Origin of the sequence: Variovorax nitratireducens (genome assembly GCF_051216545.1) — a bacterium.
Lineage (GTDB): Bacteria > Pseudomonadota > Gammaproteobacteria > Burkholderiales > Burkholderiaceae_C > Variovorax.
Genome location: NZ_JBPJZO010000002.1, coordinates 305,873 through 323,630, shown reverse-complemented (window position 1 = coordinate 323,630; position 17,758 = coordinate 305,873). Strand labels below are relative to the sequence as shown.

18 protein-coding genes are annotated in these 17,758 nt (G+C 68.2%); 8 read left to right on the top strand and 10 right to left on the bottom strand.

The features are described from left to right. Positions 1–61 precede the first annotated feature (61 nt). The 3 genes from ACSFA8_RS06855 to ACSFA8_RS06845 all read left to right on the top strand — a co-directional run bounded on the left by ACSFA8_RS06855 (position 62) and on the right by ACSFA8_RS06845 (position 3,719). Positions 62–946 carry a transporter substrate-binding domain-containing protein gene (locus tag ACSFA8_RS06855; protein ID WP_435478750.1) on the top strand — a complete coding sequence of 295 codons (885 nt, stop codon included), beginning with the start codon at positions 62–64 and terminating at the stop codon, positions 944–946. A 122-nt stretch (positions 947–1,068) separates the two neighbouring features. Then, positions 1,069–3,084: a tetratricopeptide repeat protein gene (locus tag ACSFA8_RS06850; RefSeq protein WP_435478749.1), complete on the top strand. Its 2,016-nt coding sequence runs from the start codon at positions 1,069–1,071 to the stop codon at positions 3,082–3,084. A gap of 134 nt (positions 3,085–3,218) precedes the next feature. Continuing rightward, a complete protein-coding gene (locus ACSFA8_RS06845; protein ID WP_435478748.1) occupies positions 3,219–3,719 on the top strand; it encodes an RcnB family protein in 501 nt (166 codons plus the stop codon). Between the two features lie 16 nt (positions 3,720–3,735). Here the strand turns inward: ACSFA8_RS06845 and ACSFA8_RS06840 are convergent, their stop codons facing one another. From ACSFA8_RS06840 to minC, 7 genes are all read right to left on the bottom strand, one after another. Continuing rightward, a complete protein-coding gene (locus ACSFA8_RS06840) occupies positions 3,736–3,987 on the bottom strand; it encodes a hypothetical protein (RefSeq protein WP_435478747.1) in 252 nt (83 codons plus the stop codon). Between the two features lie 85 nt (positions 3,988–4,072). Continuing rightward, positions 4,073–5,794: a long-chain-fatty-acid--CoA ligase gene (locus tag ACSFA8_RS06835; protein WP_435478746.1), complete on the bottom strand. Its 1,722-nt coding sequence runs from the start codon at positions 5,792–5,794 to the stop codon at positions 4,073–4,075. Beyond that, positions 5,791–6,705, bottom strand: coding sequence for an alpha/beta fold hydrolase (locus ACSFA8_RS06830; protein ID WP_435478745.1), 915 nt, complete (start codon positions 6,703–6,705; stop codon positions 5,791–5,793). The genes ACSFA8_RS06835 and ACSFA8_RS06830 overlap by 4 nt, the downstream gene beginning before the upstream one ends. After that, positions 6,702–7,244 (bottom strand): TIGR01841 family phasin, encoded by a 543-nt coding sequence (phaP, locus tag ACSFA8_RS06825; RefSeq protein WP_435478744.1) that lies wholly within the window; start codon positions 7,242–7,244, stop codon positions 6,702–6,704. Before phaP ends, ACSFA8_RS06830 begins: the two co-directional genes overlap by 4 nt. Positions 7,245–7,463: 219 nt before the next feature. Then, the gene (gene minE / locus ACSFA8_RS06820) at positions 7,464–7,739 is read right to left on the bottom strand and encodes a cell division topological specificity factor MinE (RefSeq protein ID WP_286540557.1); all 276 of its coding nucleotides are present in this window, start codon (positions 7,737–7,739) and stop codon (positions 7,464–7,466) included. Between the two features lie 3 nt (positions 7,740–7,742). Continuing rightward, positions 7,743–8,558, bottom strand: coding sequence for a septum site-determining protein MinD (minD, locus tag ACSFA8_RS06815; protein WP_435478743.1), 816 nt, complete (start codon positions 8,556–8,558; stop codon positions 7,743–7,745). Between the two features lie 13 nt (positions 8,559–8,571). Further along, positions 8,572–9,336: a septum site-determining protein MinC gene (gene minC / locus ACSFA8_RS06810; RefSeq protein WP_435478742.1), complete on the bottom strand. Its 765-nt coding sequence runs from the start codon at positions 9,334–9,336 to the stop codon at positions 8,572–8,574. Positions 9,337–9,570: 234 nt separating this feature from the next. Between minC and ACSFA8_RS06805 the strand changes: the two genes are divergently transcribed. The 3 genes from ACSFA8_RS06805 to ACSFA8_RS06795 are packed head-to-tail and all read left to right on the top strand — an operon-like array spanning position 9,571 to position 12,490. Next, positions 9,571–10,380: an esterase/lipase family protein gene (locus ACSFA8_RS06805; protein WP_435478741.1), complete on the top strand. Its 810-nt coding sequence runs from the start codon at positions 9,571–9,573 to the stop codon at positions 10,378–10,380. A 53-nt stretch (positions 10,381–10,433) separates the two neighbouring features. Beyond that, the gene (locus ACSFA8_RS06800) at positions 10,434–12,155 is read left to right on the top strand and encodes a WS/DGAT/MGAT family O-acyltransferase (RefSeq protein WP_435478740.1); all 1,722 of its coding nucleotides are present in this window, start codon (positions 10,434–10,436) and stop codon (positions 12,153–12,155) included. After that, positions 12,152–12,490 (top strand): hypothetical protein, encoded by a 339-nt coding sequence (locus ACSFA8_RS06795; RefSeq protein WP_435478739.1) that lies wholly within the window; start codon positions 12,152–12,154, stop codon positions 12,488–12,490. The genes ACSFA8_RS06800 and ACSFA8_RS06795 overlap by 4 nt, the downstream gene beginning before the upstream one ends. On the opposite strand, the gene ACSFA8_RS06790 is transcribed toward ACSFA8_RS06795, so the two are convergent. Together ACSFA8_RS06790 and ACSFA8_RS06785 are read right to left on the bottom strand one after the other, a co-directional pair. Then, complete coding sequence (locus ACSFA8_RS06790; RefSeq protein ID WP_435478738.1) at positions 12,487–13,779, bottom strand: solute carrier family 23 protein; 1,293 nt, start codon at positions 13,777–13,779, stop codon at positions 12,487–12,489. The two genes, ACSFA8_RS06795 and ACSFA8_RS06790, sit on opposite strands and share 4 nt — an antisense overlap. A gap of 43 nt (positions 13,780–13,822) precedes the next feature. Continuing rightward, positions 13,823–14,248, bottom strand: coding sequence for a hotdog fold thioesterase (locus ACSFA8_RS06785; RefSeq protein WP_435478737.1), 426 nt, complete (start codon positions 14,246–14,248; stop codon positions 13,823–13,825). A 106-nt stretch (positions 14,249–14,354) separates the two neighbouring features. Here ACSFA8_RS06785 and ACSFA8_RS06780 point away from each other — a divergent pair, with 106 nt between their 5' ends. Next, a complete protein-coding gene (locus ACSFA8_RS06780) occupies positions 14,355–15,665 on the top strand; it encodes an AsmA family protein (RefSeq protein ID WP_435478736.1) in 1,311 nt (436 codons plus the stop codon). 82 nt (positions 15,666–15,747) lie between these two features. Beyond that, complete coding sequence (locus ACSFA8_RS06775) at positions 15,748–16,359, top strand: nuclear transport factor 2 family protein (protein WP_435478735.1); 612 nt, start codon at positions 15,748–15,750, stop codon at positions 16,357–16,359. A 78-nt stretch (positions 16,360–16,437) separates the two neighbouring features. On the opposite strand, the gene fahA is transcribed toward ACSFA8_RS06775, so the two are convergent. Beyond that, positions 16,438–17,757, bottom strand: coding sequence for a fumarylacetoacetase (gene fahA / locus ACSFA8_RS06770; protein WP_435478734.1), 1,320 nt, complete (start codon positions 17,755–17,757; stop codon positions 16,438–16,440). Position 17,758 lies beyond the last annotated feature (1 nt).

The following is a 17,758-nucleotide window of genomic DNA, read 5'->3' as shown; positions in this document are numbered from 1 at the left end:
CGCTCCTAGACTGACCGCTCGTTGCGTTCCGTTTCATACCGAAGCGAAAGGAATTTTCGACATGAAGTTTTCTGCTGTGACCTCCGCCCTGCTGTTGCTCGGCCTCGCAGGTGGCGCCCAGGCCGCCGACACGCTGGCGAAAATCGCCGCGGCCAACAAGATCACGCTGGCCTACCGCGAGTCGTCGGTGCCGTTCAGCTACCTCGACGGCCCCGACAAGCCGATCGGGTTCTCGGTCGACATCGCCAATGCGGTCGTGGCAGAGGTTCGCAAGAAGCTCAACAAGCCGAGCCTCGAGGTCGGCCTGATGGCCGTGACCTCGCAGAACCGCATCCCGCTGATCAGCAACGGCACGATCGACCTGGAGTGCGGCTCTACCACCAACAACACCGCGCGCGCCAAGGACGTGGCCTTCGCCGTCAATCACTTCTACACCGGCACCCGGCTGCTCGTGAAGAAGACCGCGGGCGTCAAGGACTACGCCGACCTCAAGGGCAAGAAGGTCGCGATCACCGCGGGCACCACCAACATGCTGGTGGTGCGCAAGTACAACGAGGACAAGAAGCTCGACATCGACATCGTGTCGGCCAAGGACCATGCCGATGCGCTGCTGCTGGTGGAGAGCGACCGTGCCACTGCTTTTGCGATGGACGACATCCTGCTGTTCGGCCTCAAGTCGAACGCCAAGGCGCCGAACGAGCTCGAAGTGGTCGGCGAGTCGCTGCAGGTCGAGCCCTACGCCTGCATGCTGCCGAAGGACGACCCGCAGTTCAAGGCGCTGGTCGACGGCGTCATCACCGGCATGATGAAGTCGGGCGAGTTCGAGAAGCTCTACAACAAGTGGTTCATGGGCCCGATCCCGCCGAAGAACCAGGCGATCGGCCTGCCGTTGAGCCCGCAACTGCGCGACAACATCAAGGCTCCGAGCGACAAGCCGGCCACATAACCCTAGCGTCCACTTTATTGCTGCAGTCTGAGAACTTTCGGACTACAGTGGATCCCGAAAAAAGGGGAGTGCGACCAGCCGGGGCGCGCCCGTAGCGCGCAAGGATTCCCAGGAGGAATCTCATGCAGCGCGTTGCTTCGTCCCGCGCCCACATCGAAGGCGCCAACCATTTCCGTGTCGAGCACCAGCGCGGCGTGCTGCTGGCCGGCAATGCCGAGCGGGTGCACGTTTCGCTCGCCGGCCGCGACGTGGCCGAGCGCGGCGCGGAACACCGCAGCAAGCCGCGGACGCCCGCCGGGTTCCTGGATCGCGAAGAAATCACCGGCGTCATTCTTGGCTCGTTGCAGGCCGGCCTGTCGGCAGTCGAGGTAACGGGCGAGGCCGGTAGCGGCAAGACGTGGCTGCTGCGCCACACCGGCGCACAGGCCGGAACGCTCTTCGGCGACGGCGTGGTGTGCGTTCCGGACGGCATGCTGGGCGGCTTCGACCTGTTGCAGTCGCTGTTCGACGCGTTTTACAGCGTCGATGCGCGCTGCCGCCCCGCCCGAGTCGAGTTGCGCGCACGTCTGGCCGCCAAACGCGTGCTGCTGCTGGCGGACGACGCCGCGCTGGACGACCGCGCGGTCGAGCAATTGCGCGACATCGCGCCCGACTGCGCCGTGTTGATGACCACCAGCGTGCCGACGCTGCAGCGCGAAGCCACGCCCATCGCGCTGGGCGGGCTGCCCACGAGCTATGCAATGACCTTGCTCGAGCAGCTGCGCGGAGGGCCGCTGTCGGGCGCCAGTTTCGGCGAAGCGCTCGAGCGTTGCCAGGCCTTGGGCGGCAACCCCGAACAGCTCGCGCGCAGCGCGCCGCCCGGGTCGGTGGTCCGGGCCGAACTGCCAGGCCTGCCGTCGCGCACCAGTCCGGCTGCGCTCGCCATGCTCGGCGCCGATGCCCGCGCCGTGCTCGACACGCTGGCCGCCTTCAGCCCCTACCCGGTGCCAGCCACCGTGCTGGCCGAGCTTTGCGGCAAACCCGATGCGCACGCACTGGTGCTGCGCCTCTGCGACGCGGGCTGGATCTACGAAGACGACGATCAGCTGCGTCTGCTGCCGCATGCCGTGCCGGCGCTGCAGGCGCCACCGGCGCTGGTGCGGCACCGTCGCACCGCAGGGCTGGTTCGCCTGGGCCGCCATATCGCGCAACAGTCGTCCTCGGCGGCTCCGGCGTTGCTGGTGATGCCCTTGTTGTGGCTCGCCCTGGCACAGGCGCGCGAGGCCGACGCGCTGGCCGATGTGGTCGCCCTCGGGCGCGCCTGGGACTTGCCGCTCACGCTGGCGACGCGCTGGGATGCGGCCAGGTACCTGCTCGAGCGGCATGCTGAAGCGGCCAGGGCGCTCGGCGATCCGGTCGAGTGCGCCTGGGCGCTGCACCAGCACGGCACGCTGGAGTTGGCACAGGGCTATCCGCCCCGCGCCGCGCAACTGCTGCGCGAGGCCTTCAAGCTTGCGCAACTGGCCGACGAGCCGCAGCTGGCCGCATCGGCGCGCTACCACCTCGGCTGGCTGATGCCGGAGGCACCCCCGGAAGGCTGGGGCGATGCGCCGCAACCCGGGTTTGGGGTGGCCGCGAGCGATTCCACCATTGGCCAAGGTCATCCGTCGTGGTTGCCGCCGCCGACGCCGGCGCTACCGGCCTACGCCACTGCGGTGCCGTGGGGCGAGCGCCCGCTGCTGGGCCAGCTCGGCGTCGCGTTCGGCCTCGGCCTGGTCGGGGCGCTCGGCGTGGTGGGCCTGCTGCGCCTCACCGAGAAACCGGAGTTGGCGCTGGTGCCGCCGGCGCCCATCGATTTCGGCCACATCGCGCTGTCGGCGGCGCCGGGCGTGCCGCCCTATGTTCTATTGGTGCAAAACGCGGGCTCGCGCACAGCGGCGCCGCCCGCCCCGCAGCTCGGGGGCGCCGCCGCCTCCCAGTTCAGCGTGGAAGACGACTGTCAGGGGCGCGAGCTGGATGCCGACCAGACCTGCCGGCTCGTGGTGCGCTATGTGCCCACGCGCCCCGGCAAGCACCAGGCGCAGCTGGTGCTCGGCGCCAGGGCGGGCCTGCCGCTGTCGGGGGAGGCCCTGGCCGACCCTCTGCCGGCCGCTAAGTAGCCATGCGGCCGGCACACACCGACCCTGAAGGCTACCTGACCCTGACACAGCTTTACATTGCCGCCACCTCCGCAGCGCCAGTCCGATACACGCGCCGCCGACACTGAACTCGTCATCCAACCAAGGAGTTCAGCATGAACATCAAGTCCAGAACCGTTGCCATCGTGGCCGCCACCCTCGCGCTGGCGAGCGTCGGCAGCGCCTTCGCCCAGGATCGCTTCCAGCCGCGCGGCCCGGATCGCGATGGCCGCTTCGAGCAGCGGGGTGATCGCCAGGACTTCCGCAATGACCACAATGACCGCGACGGCCGCTTTGACCGCGATGGGCGCTTTGACCGCGATGGTCGCTTTGACCGCGATGGTCGCCATGACCGCTTCGGCCACCGTGGTGACCGCCAGGACTTTCGCGATGGCCGCCACGTGGATCGCAGCGGCTTTCCGTCACCGCGTGCCGAATGGCGTCGCGGTGGCCGTGTGCCGACCGAATACCGCGGCCGCAACTATGTCGTGAACGACTGGCGCGGCCACCACCTGAATGCGCCGCCGCGCGGCTATCAGTGGGTGGGAGTGGGTGGCGACTACGTCCTGGCCGCCCTGACGACCGGACTGATCGTCCAGATCGTCGCCGGCCAGTGACCGCGGGCAACGGCGGCTAAACCGCCGTTGGCGCCAGCTGCGCGCGCACGTTGCGCCCGGTGATGGTGAGCCGCAGGCCACCGCCGTGCCACTCGAGCCAGTTGAGCGCGACGTAGTCCTCGATGTCTTTGGCATCGATCTGGTCGGCGTGGCGTTGCTGGAGCCGGTCGACCGTGTCCGGCAATGCTTGCCGGAGACGCTCGCGGTGCGCGGCCTGCTCGGTCTCCTTTTGGGAGGGCGCCGAGTATGCGCGGGAAGTTGCTGCCATTGCTTGTCCGTTCTGGAACTTGGAATGTTCCCCAATGTACCCTCGTGCGGTGACGCCGGGCGCATTCTTTTTCTAGCTGCCGATCTCAGGCCGGCGTCTTGCTCGCTGCACGCTTGGCGTTCTCCTCGTCGTACAGCTCTTTCTTCGACAGCTTGCCGACCGCGGTCTTGGGCAGCTCGGCGCGCACGTCGATCTCGCCCACCATCTCGTGCTTGCCGAGGCGGTCTTTCAGAAACACCTTGAGCGTATCGAGGCTCAACGGTTCGGCGCCGGCCTTGAGCTTGATGAAGGCCTTTGGCGACTGGCCGCGGTAGGCGTCGGGAATGCCGATCACCGACACCTCTTCCACCGAAGGGTGCTCGTAGATCGCCTCTTCGACCGTGCGCGGGTAGACGTTGAAGCCGCTGCACAGCAGCATGTCCTTGGTGCGGTCGACGATGAAGACGAAGCCGTCGTCGTCCATGATCGCAACGTCGCCGCTGCGGAAGAAGCCGTCGCTGGTCATGCTTTCGCGCGTCGCCTTCTCGTTGTGCCAGTAGCCCTTCATCACGTTCGGACCCGAGATGCAGAGCTCGCCGCGTTCGCCGCGGGGCACTTCTTGATCCGGGTTCTCCAGGCTGCGCATCGACAGCGTGATGCCCGGCAGCGGCATGCCGCAGGAGCCTCCCTTGCGCCGTCCGCGCGCTGGCGTGAAGCTGCCGGTCGGCGAGGTCTCGGTCATGCCCCAGCCTTCGTTCAGGTTGCAGCCCGTCATGGCGAAGAACTTGTGGGCGACCTCCACCGGCAGCGGCGCACCGCCCGAGCCGCAGGACTTGAGCGAGCGCATGTCGATCTCCTTGGCCTTCGGGTGGTTGGCGATGGCGGTGTACATGGTCGGCACGCCGGCAAACATGGTGATCTTCTTGGCTTCGAACTCCTTCATCACGGTCTCGAGTTCGAAGCGCGTGTGCAGCACGATCTCGGCGCCGAGCCGGATGCCCATCAGCATGTTGACCGTGAGCGAGTAGATGTGGAACAGCGGCAGTACCGCGAGCACGCGCTCCTCGCCGAATTTCACGATCGGGTCGTCCCCCGAAAGGCTTTCCACATACTGGCCGCACGCCGCTGTCAGGTTGCCGTGCGTGAGCATGGCGCCCTTGGGCAGTCCGGTGGTGCCGCCGGTGTACTGCAGCGCCGCCACGGCTTCGGCCGGGTTGCCGATATCGTGCGGCGTGTACTTGCCGTCGTTGTCGAGCAGTTGCGCAAACGACATGTGGAAGTCGTCGCTCGCCACCGGTGCCAGCATCTTCGCGGCTTCGAGGTGCGCGCGCGTCGGCGCCGGCGCGGCCGAGTACTCGCCGAGCGTGCCGACGATGAGTTTCTTCAAGCGCGAATGGCCCAGCAGGCGCGCCATCTGCGGGTACAGCACCGCCAGATCCAGCGTGACGAGGATGTCGGTCTCGCTGTCTTCCACCTTGTGCTCGAGCACGCGCTCGGCATCGAGCGGCGAGTAATTGACCACGGTGCCACCGGCCTTGAGGATGCCGAAGAACGCGATCGGGTAGTGCGGCGAGTTCGGCAGGTAGAGCCCCACATGCACGCCCGGCTTCACGCCGAGCCTCTGGAAACCGCTGGCCGCGTGGTCGACCAGGGTGCCGAACTCGCGGTAGCCGATGCGCCGGCCCATGAAGTCGAGGAACGGCCGATCGGGCCACTTCGCCACGGCATCGTCGAGCAGTTGCTGCACGGGCGTGGCGGGCAGGGGTGCGTCCCAGCGCACCCCGGCGGGGTAGGAGGACGTCCACGGATGCGGGTTGGCGTTGCTCATGCTTGTCTCTCTCCTGATATTGATTTCCGGGAATGATTGGCGATGGCGCCGACCAGCTGCGGCCACAGCGACACCGGCAACGCGTGCCCCATGGTCGGCAGGCGCAGCAGCTTCGCGCCCGGGATCGCGGCGGCCACGTCGATGCCGGCCTGCACCGGCACCAGCGGATCGGCATCGCCGTGGATCACCAGCGTCGGCACCTGCGTGTCGCGCAGGGCCGCCTTGCGGTTGCCGGACGCAAAGATGGCCGCCAGCTGGCGCGCCGTGCCCGCGGGGTTGAGTCCTCGCGTGAACACGGCCCGCGCGCGTTCGGCATCGCGCGCTTCGTCTTCCGGGAAAGGGTGCGGCCCGCGCAGCACGCGCCAGACCTTGGCGTAGTGCGGAATGAAAGCCTCGAGCGTTGCAGGCGCCGGCGTGAACAGCACGGCCATCGCTTCCGCCGTGGGCGGCGGCAGCGTCGGGTCGCCGGTCGACGACATGATGCTGGTGAACGACAGCATTCGCCTGGCATGGTGGATTGCCATCTCCTGCCCGATCGCGCCGCCCATCGAGGCGCCGACGATGTGCGCGCGTTCCAGCTTCAGTGCGTCGAGCAGGCCGACCACGTCGTTGGCCATGTCGCGCAGCGTGTAGGGAACGGTGAACGGATGGCCGCCCAGGGCCTTCATCATCAGCGCCTGCACGTCGGGCACGCCGAGCTGCGGGAACTGGGTCGACAGCCCGATGTCGCGGTTGTCGAAGCGGATCACATGCAGGCCGCCGGCAGCGGCCAGATGGGCGCAGAACACCTCGTCCCAGCCGATCATCTGGGTGCCGAGGCCCATGACCAGCACCATCGGCACGGCGCCCGGGTCGCCGAAGCTGTCCCAGGCCAGCTCGACGCCGTTGGCCCGGGCGACGCCCTGGCTCACTTACCGCCGCGCTTCAGCAGCTTGCTGACCTGTTCCACGTTGTCGTTGATGCGCTCGCGCACCACGTTGAAGGCGTCGGCCTGCGACTTGGCGGCCAGGTCGGCTAGCTCCTTCATGTCGTCGAGTGCGCGCTTGAACGAGGCGCGGGCCATCTCGTCGAGCTGGGCCAGGTTTTCCTTCGGATTCTTGCCGGGCATGCCCTTAACCGCACCCTGCCAGTCGCTGATGGACGACTTGAGCATTTCGGTCTGCCGCGCCACCACGGCCTGCAGGCCCTTGTAGGACTTCTCGTTGGCCTCGACCAGCGCCTTCAGATCCTTGCGGCCGTTGTCGAGCAGCGCGCTGGCGGCTCCCTGGACGTTCATGTCCTTGAAGCGCTCGGCGATGCCGGGGATGTTCAGGGATTGCAGCCGCTCGGTCACGCCCTTGAACGGCTTGGCCATCGCTTCCTGGATGTCTTGCACCGGGTTCGCGCGCGGCGCTGCTGTCGGTGCAGCGGCGGCGGTCTTCTTGGGAGCGGTCTTCTTGCTGGTGGCCATGTTTGCTTTCGGTTGGGGTTGTGGAATCGGGCGGCTGACACGATACGCCGCCGCCGCGCATTCGGGGAGCTTCGCCGCGCAGATTTCGCTGCGGGGTTTCCCGCTGTCCCGCACCGGACTGTGCCGCACGCAACCCCTGGGCGCCAACGAAAACGCCCGCCGGCGCAATGCGGGCGGGCGTGGGCGGCGATCAGATCGATGGCCGGGCGTGGCGCGGCCTCAGCGTGCCGGCACCACCGCGTCGGGCAACTCGATCTTCACCTCGAGCACTTCGAGATCGTCCTGGCGCTCCAGGTTGACCTTGATGTCTTCCGGCCGGATCGAGACGTACTTGGAGATCACCGCCACCAGCTCGCGCTGAAGGTCGGCCAGGTAGGCCGGCGGCCGGCTGTTGCCGAGGCCCGAGCGTTCGTGCGCCAGGATGATCTGCAGCCGCTCCTTGGCGACGCTCGCCGTCTTTTTCTTTTCGCCGAGCAGGAACGAGAGAAAGGACATGGTTTACTTCCCCCCGAACATGCGCTTGAAGAAGCCCGGCTTCTGCGCTTCGACAAAGCGCAGGGGCTTGTCTTCGCCGAGGAAGCGCGCCACCACGTCGCCATACGCTTCGGCCACGTCGCTGCCCTTGTCGTGGATGGCGGGCACGCCCTGGTTCGAGGCGTTGAGCACGCTTTCGGACTCGGGGATCACGCCGATCAGCTTGATGCGCAGGATGTCCTGGATGTCTTCGAGCGACAGCATCTGGCCGCCGGCCACGCGATTCGGGTTGTAGCGCGTGATCAGCAGGTGCTCCTTGATCGGCGCACCGCCGTCCATCGCGCGCTTGGTCTTGCTGCTGAGCATGCCCAGGATGCGATCCGAGTCGCGCACCGAGGAGACCTCGGGGTTGGTCACGACCAGCGCCTCGTCGGCGAAGTGCATCGCCATCAGCGCGCCGGTTTCGATGCCGGCCGGCGAGTCGCAGACGATGTAGTCGAAGTCCATCGCGGCCAGATCCTTCAGCACCTTCTCGACGCCGTCCTGCGTCAGCGCGTCCTTGTCGCGCGTCTGCGAGGCGGCCAGCACGAACAGGTTGTCGCACTGCTTGTCCTTGATCAGCGCCTGGTTCAGGTTGGCCTCGCCTTGAATGACGTTGATCAGGTCGTACACCACGCGGCGCTCGCAGCCCATGATCAGGTCGAGGTTGCGCAGGCCCACGTCGAAGTCGATCACCGCCGTCTTCTTGCCCGCGAGTGCAAGCCCCGAGGCGAAGCTCGCGCTCGTGGTCGTCTTGCCGACGCCGCCCTTGCCCGAGGTCACCACCACAATTTTGGCCATCGCCTGTCCTTCTCTATTTTGTTGATGTGATCGGATCGATCACGAGTTTCTTGCCGTCGAGGCTGATCTGCGCCGCCTTGCCGGCCACGTCGGGGCCGAGCGGCACTTCGGCCGTGCGGTAGATGCCTGCAATCGCCACCAGCTGCGCTTCGAGGCAGGTCGTGAAGATGCGCGCCTCGGTGTTGCCGCGGGCCCCCGCAATCGCCTTGCCACGCAGCGGCGCGTAGACGTGCACGTTGCCGTCGGCGATCACTTCGGCGCCGAAGCTCACCACCGCGGTCACGATCACGTCGCCGCCACGGGCGTAGACCTGCTGGCCCGAGCGCAGCGGCTTGTCGATCAGCAATGTGCCGTTGGCTGGCACCGGCACCTCGCGCACGATCTGCGGAGCGGGGCTCGCTGCCTCGGCGGCGGCTGGCGGCGGGCGGGCCGGCGGCGACACCGGCATGGCGGCCAGCGCCAGGCCGGCGGCTCGGGCGGCGGTGTTTTGTTCGGGATTGCCGCCGCGCACGGCGATCGGCTGCGTCTGGTGCCGCGCCAGCAGGGCGCGCAGCGCGGCGAAGTCGAGCACGGCCGCTTCTCCCTCGCCCTGCAGCAGCGAGAGGTCGATGACCACTGGCTCCTGCTCGAAGAAATCGGGAGAGTCGGCCAGCTGGGCGTCGAGCGCCTCGGTCAGGACGGCCAGGTCGGCCGTCTTGAGGATCACCGCAATCAGCGGCAGCGTCGCGCTCTTGAATTCGAAAACCGCTCGGGTGCGCGCGGCGGATGCATCGGCCATGGAAAAGGTCTTGCGGAAAGCGCTCAAGTCTAACGGGCGCAGCTTCCGGTCCCGTCACAGGACGGCGCAGCCGCTGACGCCGCACAACACTCTTTGCATCGGGTTGCATTTGAGGCGCACCGCTTTCGTGCCTGCGGTAAACCCTAGTCGCGGCGGCGACGCGGTAGTGCTCCACTTTTGGGCTCAACCTTACAAAATCCGGCGCACACGAAAGATCCACAGGGAGCTATTTTTTTGAAACTCGCCGATGTCCTGCCTTTCAAGGGCCTGTTCCGGAACACGCCCGACGAAAGCCGTCCGTCCAGGCTGCTGCTGTTGCTCGAGGGCCGTGTGATCTGGGAGTTGTCGAGCCTGCCGCTCGCCATGCCCTGGCTGATGGCCCGCGTGCCGCGCGGCGATGGCCATCCGGTGCTGGTGCTTCCGGGGCTGATGGCCGACGACATTTCCACGGTGCCGCTGCGCCGCTTTCTGGCCGCGCGCGGCTACGACGTCACGGGTTGGGGCCAGGGCCGCAACTTCGGTCCGCGCCAGGGCGTGCTCGGCCAGATGCGCAAGACGCTGGCCGAAATGCACGGGCGCAGCGGCCGCAAGGTCAGCGTGATCGGCTGGAGCCTGGGCGGCGTGTACGCACGCGAGCTGGCGCGCGAGGTGCCCGGACAGGTGCGGCAGGTCGTCACGCTCGGCAGCCCGATCTATGGCGACCCCCATACCAGCAGCAATGCCTGGGGCGTCTACCAGATGGTGAGCGGCAAGAACGCCATCGACCCCGGCGAACGCGGCGAAGGCCCGCCGCCGGGCGTACCCACCACCTCGATCTTCACGCGCACCGACGGCATCGTCGGCTGGGGCTGCTGCATCGAGAAAAAGGGCCCGCTCACCGACAACATCGAGATCCGCGGCGCCACCCACAGCGGGCTGGGCGTGCACCCCCTGGTGCTCTATGCGCTGGGCGACCGGCTGGCGCAGGCCGAAGACGGGTGGACACATTTCAGCCCGCGCGGGCTGGAACGCGCGCTTTATCCAGCGGCCAGCCCCGATCGCTGAGCGAAAACCGGGGCGGCAGAACAACTTCAAGCGACACGGACAGAGGAGACACCATGAAACACCTTAGCGGCCTCGATTCGACCTTCCTTCACCTCGAAACGCCGGAGATGCCGATGCACGTCGGCTCGCTCAACGTGCTCGACCTGCCCGAAGGCTACGAGGGCGACTTCTACGAAGACGCCAAGGCCTACCTGCTGTCGCGCATCCACCTGGCCGACGTGTTCACGCGCAAGCTGGCGCTGATGCCGTTCGACCTGTCGAACCCGGTGTGGGTCGACGACGAAGACATCGACATCGACTACCACGTGCGCCACGTCACGCTGCCCAGCCCCGGCACCAATCGCCAGCTGCAGCAGTACGTGGCGCGCCTGCATTCCACGCTGCTCGACCGCAGCCGGCCGCTCTGGGAGTTCTTCATCATCGACGGGCTCAAGAGCGGCCAGGTCGGCCTCTACACCAAGGTGCACCATGCCGGCATCGACGGCCAGGCCGGCGTCGAGGTCGGCAAGGCGATCTTCGACATGGAGCCGACCGGCCGCGTGGTCAAGCCGCCGCGCACGCGTCCGCATCGCAACGAATACCAGCTCGGCATGGCCGAACTCGCGGGGGCCGCGCTGCGCAACACCGCACAGCAGTACGTCAAGCTCTTCAAGATGGCGCCGGCACTGGCCAAGGCCATCGGCGGGCTGGCCAAGCCGGTCGAAGGCGCGGACGGCAAGTCGGTCAGCGCGATGCCGAAGAAGTTCAGCCTGTTCGCGCCGCGCACCTCGTTGAACGTGTCGATCACCAACCAGCGCACCTTTGCCGGCCGCACGATCTCGCTGGCCGAAACCAAGCACATCGCCAAGCACTTCGGCGTGTCGCTCAACGACGTGGTCATGGCCACCGTGGCCGGCGCCATGCGCCACTTCCTGGCCGACAACAACGAGCTGCCCGACAAGCCGCTGGTGGCCGGCGTGCCGGTGAGCCTGCGCGAAGCGGGCGACACCACGGCCAACAACCAGGCCAGCATCATCCTGGTGAGCCTGGCGACCGACATCAAGGATCCGGTCGAGCGCATGCGCGCGATCAACAGCTCGTCGACCTCGTCCAAGTCGATGATGAGCCGGTTCAAGGCGGTGGTCATGGACGACTTCCCGACCTTCGGCGCGCCCTGGCTGATGTCCGGCATGGCATCGATGATCGGGCGTTCCGGCCTGGTCAACCTGCTGCCGCCAACGGCCAATGTGGCGATCTCCAACGTGGCCGGCGCGCCGTTCCCGATGTACTTTGCCGGCGCGCTCGTCACCTGCTACTACCCGGTGTCGATCGCGAGCCACGGCATGGCGCTCAACATCACCGTGCAGAGCTACAACGGCCGCATGGACTATGGCCTGATCGCCTGCCGCCGCGCCGTGCCCGACCTCACCGAGCTCGGCGACTACCTGCTGGCCGAGCACCGGCTGCTGATGGAGCTGACCCAGACGCTGCCCGGCGACGCCAAGACGGCCGGCGCCGCCGGCAAGGCCGCTGCCGCCAAGACCGCCGCGCCGCCGCCACCGGTTGCCGAGGTCGTGAAGGCCAGGCCTGCCGCGGTGATGGTGGAAGCGCCCCAGCCCGCGGCGAAGAAGGCGGCAGCGAAGAAGGCAAGCCCCGTCGCTGCCAAGGCGGTCGCAAAGCCGGCCGCAAAGCCGGCCGCCAAAAAGGCGGTGGGCAAGAAGGCTGTGCCGAAGAAGGCAGTGCCGAAGAAAGCCGCGCCGGCCGGGCGTGCGCGCAAGACCGCGAGGGCCGCATGATGAACCGAGCACCGATGATGCGCAGCGCTTTCGTGGCGTGCGTGGCGGCGCTCGTGCTGTCGCCGCTGGCAGCGCAGGCTGCCGACGATCACGCCAAACCGGCGCCGGCGGGCAGCCAAAGCAAGCCGCTGCAAAGTGTGAAGCGCGGCACCGATACTGCCGGCCGCAGCATCAACCGCGCCGACCACGCGGCACGCCGCGGCATCGCCACCGGCAGCGAGCGCGCCAGCGCCGGCCCGCGCCGGGTTGGCGAGGCGTTCGGCCGCAAGCTGGCCCCCGGTTCGAGCGGACGCGCTGCGCCGCCGCCGGTCGGGCCGCAGGGCAACCCGCCCTAGGCGTTGCGCGAGCGCCCGAGCAGCGCCCACAGCAGGATCGCGCCAAAGGTCGCGGTGCCGATGCCGCCCAGCGCGAACTGGCCGAACTTCAGCGTGAAGTCGCCGGTGCCGATGATCAGCGTGATGGCGGCCACGATCAGGTTCCGGTTCTGCGAGAAGTCGACCTTGTTGTCGACCCAGATCTTGGCGCCCGCGATCGCGATCAGGCCGAACACCACGATGCTCACGCCGCCCATGACCGGCAGCGGAATCGCCTGGATCACTGCGCCGAACTTGGGGCTGAAGCCCAGCACCAGCGCGATCAGCGCGGCCACCACGAACACCGCGGTCGAGTAGATGCGCGTGGCGGCCATCACGCCGATGTTCTCGGCATAGGTGGTCACGCCGGTGCCGCCCGCCGCACCGCTCACCACCGTGGCGATGCCGTCGCCGATGAAGGCGCGGCCCATGTAGCGGTCGAGGTTGCGGCCGGTCATCGCGTTCACGGCTTTCAGGTGGCCCAGGTTCTCGGCCACGAGGATGATCGCCACCGGCGCGATCAGCAGCATCGCGTTGCCGGTGAACACCGGCGCCGTGAAGGCCGGCAGGCCGAACCAGGCCGCGTTGGCAATGCCGCTCAAGTCCATCGGCTTGCCCAGGCCCAGACCGTTGGTGAGCACCGCGTAGACGATGCTCGCGAGGATCAGGCCGACCAGGATCAGCAGCCGTTGCAGCATGCCGCGCGCAAACACCGCCACCAGCCCGACGCAGAGGAACGTGACCGCCTGCATCCACGCGTCGAAATTGCTGGCCGCCATGTTCTTGATCGGAATGCTTGCCAGGTTGAGCCCGATCACCGCGACCACCGCGCCCGTGACCACCGGCGGCATGAAACGCTCGATCCAGCCGGTGCCGACCATCTGCACGATGGCGCCGATCAGCACGTAGAGCACGCCGCAGGCCACGATGCCGCCCAGCGCTACTGCGATGTTGGCGTTCGGCCCCGTCCCGGCATAGCCACTGGCCGCGATCACCACGCCGATGAACGCGAAGCTCGACCCGAGATAGCTCGGCACCCGCCCGCCCGTGACCAGGAAAAAGATCAGCGTGCCGACGCCGCTCATCAGGATTGCGATGTTGGGGTTGAAGCCCATCAGGATCGGTGCCAGCACCGTGGCACCGAACATCGCGATCACGTGCTGCACCCCCATCACGGCGGTCTGCGGCCAGGGCAGGCGTTCGTCGGGCGCGACCACGCTGCCGCTGGTGGCCTGCACCTCGCGCCAGCGGGGGAGGTAGGAATCGGTCATGTGCACTCTCCTTTTGTAGTTGTGGGAAAGCGGGTGCGGGCGGCTATGTGTGCTGCGGATGCATCGCCATCGTGAGGCGCGAGACGCAGGTCAACTCGCCGGCCTCGTTGGTCATCTCGATCTGCCAGACCTGGGTGGTTCTGCCGCGGTGCACCGGCCGCGCGGTGCCCGTGACCCAGCCGCCCATGGCGCCGCGCAAGTGGTTGGCATTGCTGTCGAGGCCTACGGCGCGTTGCCCTTCGGGCGAGGCGTAGTAGGCGCCCGCCCCGCCCAGGGTTTCGGCCAGCAGCACCGACACGCCGCCGTGCAGCAGGCCGTACGGTTGCACGGTGCGCGCGTCGACCGGCACGCGCGCGCGCAGGAAGTCGTCGCCGATCTCGGTGAACTCGATGCCGAGCACGGCCACTGCGCCCTCGGCGCTGCGCGAATTGAGGAGGTCGAGCGTGACGGGTTTTTGCCAGATGGGCATGCGGGGGCTCCAGGCCAGGGAAGGTGCAAAACTATAGCGAGCCCGCGCCGTGCAAACGGGCGGCCGGCCGACATCGGCGACACCGCCCTGACCCTAAGCTCGACGCATGACCCGTCCACAACGATGGATCGCCGGCATCGCCGCCACGGCGGTGGCGGTGGTCGTGCTGCTGGCCGCCGGCCTGGCCTGGTGGCTGCCCAGCAATGAAGAGCTTGCCGCGCGCATTGCGAGCGAGTTCGAGCAGCGCACCGGCATCGGCCTGCGCGTCGGCGCCGCGCACTGGACGCTGCGACCCGGCCCCGCCATCACGCTCAGCGAGGTCGCCACCGCCCAAAAGGAGCCGATCACCGTGCAACGGCTGGTGCTGCGTGCCGACCTGTCGGCCCTGCTGGCGCGGCGTGTGCAAATCGACACCGTCGAAATCGACGGTGCCGTGCTGCCGCGTGCATCAGTGCGCGCGTTTCGCGGCCGTGGCGGTGGCATGCATAAACCGGTCGGCAACTGGACGGTGCACGAGGTGCCCGTGGCACACGCCCGCTTCAGCGACCTGACCTGGATCGACCGGCGCGGCATCGCGCTGGCTTACGACGGCCGCATCGACTTCGATCCAGGCTGGCTGCCGCGCCACGCCGAAGTGGCGCGACGCGACGTGACGCCGCCGGCGCGCCTCGCGCTGAAGCGCGAAGCAGACACCGACCGCTGGCGCACCGACATCGAGGTGGCGGGCGGCAGCTGGAACGGCACCACCACCGTGCAGACCCTGCCTGATCAGCGCCTGCGCCTGCATGCCGAGCTGGCGCCGCGCAACGTCGACATCGCGCTGCTCACGGCCGCATTCAAGCGGCGCGCGCCGGTCGAGGGCCGCATCGAGGGCCGCACCGAAGTCGATGCCGAAGCCGACGACCCCGTCGCGCTGTTGCGGGCGCTGCACACGCGCACGCGCTTCACGGTGCGGCCTGCCACGCTGCTGCGCTTCGACCTGGCCAAGGCGGTGGTCACCGCCGGCATCAGCCGCGGTGGCCAGACCCGGCTCGACGAACTCGTCGGCACGCTCGAAACGCAGAACACCGACGACGGCGTGGTGATGCGCTATCGCGACCTCAAGGCGCGTTCGGGCCTGCTCACCGCCAGCGGCAGCGTCACCATGGTGAACCGCAAGCTCGACGGCCAAGCTGCGGTCGACCTGGTCGACGGCGTGGTCGGCGTGCCGCTCAAGGTGGGCGGCACGGTCGACGCGCCGGAACTGTCACTCACCGGCGGTGCGCTGGCCGGCGCCGCCGTCGGCAGTGCCGTGCTGCCGGGCGTCGGCACCGCGATCGGCGCGCGCATCGGTCAGAAGGTGGAGCAGATGTTCGACGGCGGCGGCGGCGACAAGAAGCCGAAAAAGCCCGCGGCACGCGGGCCGCGCAGCAACTGAGGCCGGGCGGGGGGTCGCCTGGCTGGCTTGCGTTGCGAACCCGCGAGGCGTCTAATTTCCTCCGCTTCCAACAGGAGGTGCCATGACGTTCAACGAACTCCGGTTCAGCGTGGTTTCTGTCCCTGTCCTCGTGGCCGACCGATCCCGGCGGGTGCTATTGCGCGGCGGTAGCGGCCTGCGGCGCCGGGCCCTCCTCGCGCTGGGTGGTGCGGCCCTGGTGCTCGCATGGCCCCCCGACGCGCCAGCCCAAACGAAGAAGGCGTCATCGGGCGGGACGGAGGCCGCCGTCCGCGACACCATCGCCCGGTTCGAGGCCGCATGGAACCGTCACGACGTGAAGGCCTGGCTCGCGCTCATGACCGAGGATGTGTGGTTCACGGCTGCCAGCGACTTCTATGGGCGGATGAAGGGCAAGGAGGCCGTGCGCGCGTTCTTCGAGTACGACGTGAAGAACACGGATCTGCGGTGGGAGATCAAGCAGCTCAAGATGATGCCGGACGGCACGGCCAGCGCGTCGCTGCGCCATACCGCGCTGCTGCTGCCAAAGGTCGACGGCAAGTACAAGCGCGAAGACGTCAGCGACCCCTGCCTGAGCCGTTGGCGGTTGGAAGGAGGGCGGTGGCGCCTGTTTTTCTTCACGGCCTACAAGGGTCTAGCCATCTCGGAAATGAAGAAGGATGGGCTGGATCCTTGACAGAAGCCGCAGCGGCACGTTGGAGTTCCTGTTCGCGCATCTGCGCCTGCAGGATGGCCGTCGACGCGCCGGTATCGGTCACCCCAGCGCCGGCAGCACCGTTCCCCGGCTCTCTCCAAACCCGATGCGCGCCGCGCCGGGTCTGGCGCAGGCGCCGCGCAGGATCACTGCGTCGCCGTCCCCCAGAAAGCTGCGTTGCTCGCCGTTGGCCAGCGTCACCGGTGACTGGCCCGCGCGGGCCAGTTCGATGATGGCGCCGGCCTCGCCCGGCCCGGGGCCGGAGATGGTGCCGCTGCCGAACAGGTCGCCCGCATTCAGACTGCAGCCGCCGACCGTGTGGTGCGCGACCATCTGCGCCGGTGTCCAGTACTGGTGCCGGAAGCTGGTGGCCGACAGGCGCGATGCGCCGCTGCCTTCGGCGCGCGCCTTCTCGCTCTCCAGCCAGACCTCAAGCTGGATGTCGATCGCCCCCTCGGCACGGTTGGCCTCGGTGTCGAGGTAGGCGAGCGGCTGCGGCTCGCCGGCCGCCCGCGTCCAGGCTTGGCGGTAGGGCGCCAGCGCTTCCATCGTCACGATCCACGGCGAGACCGTGGTGGCGAAGTTCTTGGCCAGGAAGGGGCCGAGCGGCGCCATCTCCCAGAACTGGATGTCGCGCGCCGACCAGTCGTTCAGCAGGCAGATGCCGAAGATGTGCTGCTCCGCCTGCGCGAGCGGAATCGGCTCGCCGGCCGCGTTGCCCTGGCCGATCCAGATACCGAGTTCCAGCTCGTAGTCGAGCCGCGCGCAGGCGTGGAAGGTGGGCGATGCGGCGCCGGGCGCCAGGGTCTGGCCCATCGGGCGGCGGAACTGCTGGCCGCTCACGCCGATGGTCGACACGCGGCCGTGGTACGCGATCGGGATCCAGCGGAAGTTGGGCGTGACGTCGCCCTCGGGGTTGAAGATGCGCGTGATGTTCAGCGCATGGTCGATCGAGGTGTAGAAGTCGGTGTAGTCGCCGATGCGTGCGGGCACGGCGTATTCCACCTCGGCTTGCGCCACCAGGCATTGGCGCACCCTGTCGGTGTTGTGGCGTGCGTCGGATTTCAGCAGCGCGAACAGGGCGTGGCGCAAAGCCTGCCACGCGGCCGGGCCTTGCGCGAAGAAGTCGTTGAGCGCCGGCTGCGCGGCGGCGCGTGCGGCGTCGCGCGCGAGGCCGTCGAGCTGCCCGCCGGCGGCCAGCGCCGCCAGGTCGAGCACCTGGTCGCCGATCGCCACGCCGCCGCGAAAGGCTTCGCTGCTGCCTGCGCGGCGAAACACCGCATGCGGCAGGTTCTGGATTGGAAAGTCGCAGCCCTCGGCATTGGCCGAGGCCAGCCAGCTGCGTGCTGCGGGGTCGTGGGTGTGGTTGAGCGCCGGCATG

Bases quoted from the DNA above. Each gene is read 5' to 3' on its own strand.
- ACSFA8_RS06855 (WP_435478750.1), top strand. From the start codon at position 62: ATGAAGTTTTCTGCTGTGACCTCCGCCCTGCTGTTGCTCGGCCTCGCA.
- ACSFA8_RS06850 (WP_435478749.1), top strand. From the start codon at position 1,069: ATGCAGCGCGTTGCTTCGTCCCGCGCCCACATCGAAGGCGCCAACCAT.
- ACSFA8_RS06845 (WP_435478748.1), top strand. From the start codon at position 3,219: ATGAACATCAAGTCCAGAACCGTTGCCATCGTGGCCGCCACCCTCGCG.
- ACSFA8_RS06840 (WP_435478747.1), bottom strand. From the start codon at position 3,987: ATGGCAGCAACTTCCCGCGCATACTCGGCGCCCTCCCAAAAGGAGACC.
- ACSFA8_RS06835 (WP_435478746.1), bottom strand. From the start codon at position 5,794: ATGAGCAACGCCAACCCGCATCCGTGGACGTCCTCCTACCCCGCCGGG.
- phaP (WP_435478744.1), bottom strand. From the start codon at position 7,244: ATGGCCACCAGCAAGAAGACCGCTCCCAAGAAGACCGCCGCCGCTGCA.
- minE (WP_286540557.1), bottom strand. From the start codon at position 7,739: ATGTCCTTTCTCTCGTTCCTGCTCGGCGAAAAGAAAAAGACGGCGAGC.
- minD (WP_435478743.1), bottom strand. From the start codon at position 8,558: ATGGCCAAAATTGTGGTGGTGACCTCGGGCAAGGGCGGCGTCGGCAAG.
- minC (WP_435478742.1), bottom strand. From the start codon at position 9,336: ATGGCCGATGCATCCGCCGCGCGCACCCGAGCGGTTTTCGAATTCAAG.
- ACSFA8_RS06800 (WP_435478740.1), top strand. From the start codon at position 10,434: ATGAAACACCTTAGCGGCCTCGATTCGACCTTCCTTCACCTCGAAACG.
- ACSFA8_RS06795 (WP_435478739.1), top strand. From the start codon at position 12,152: ATGATGAACCGAGCACCGATGATGCGCAGCGCTTTCGTGGCGTGCGTG.
- ACSFA8_RS06790 (WP_435478738.1), bottom strand. From the start codon at position 13,779: ATGACCGATTCCTACCTCCCCCGCTGGCGCGAGGTGCAGGCCACCAGC.
- ACSFA8_RS06785 (WP_435478737.1), bottom strand. From the start codon at position 14,248: ATGCCCATCTGGCAAAAACCCGTCACGCTCGACCTCCTCAATTCGCGC.
- ACSFA8_RS06780 (WP_435478736.1), top strand. From the start codon at position 14,355: ATGACCCGTCCACAACGATGGATCGCCGGCATCGCCGCCACGGCGGTG.
- ACSFA8_RS06775 (WP_435478735.1), top strand. From the start codon at position 15,748: ATGACGTTCAACGAACTCCGGTTCAGCGTGGTTTCTGTCCCTGTCCTC.
- fahA (WP_435478734.1), bottom strand. From the start codon at position 17,757: ATGCCGGCGCTCAACCACACCCACGACCCCGCAGCACGCAGCTGGCTG.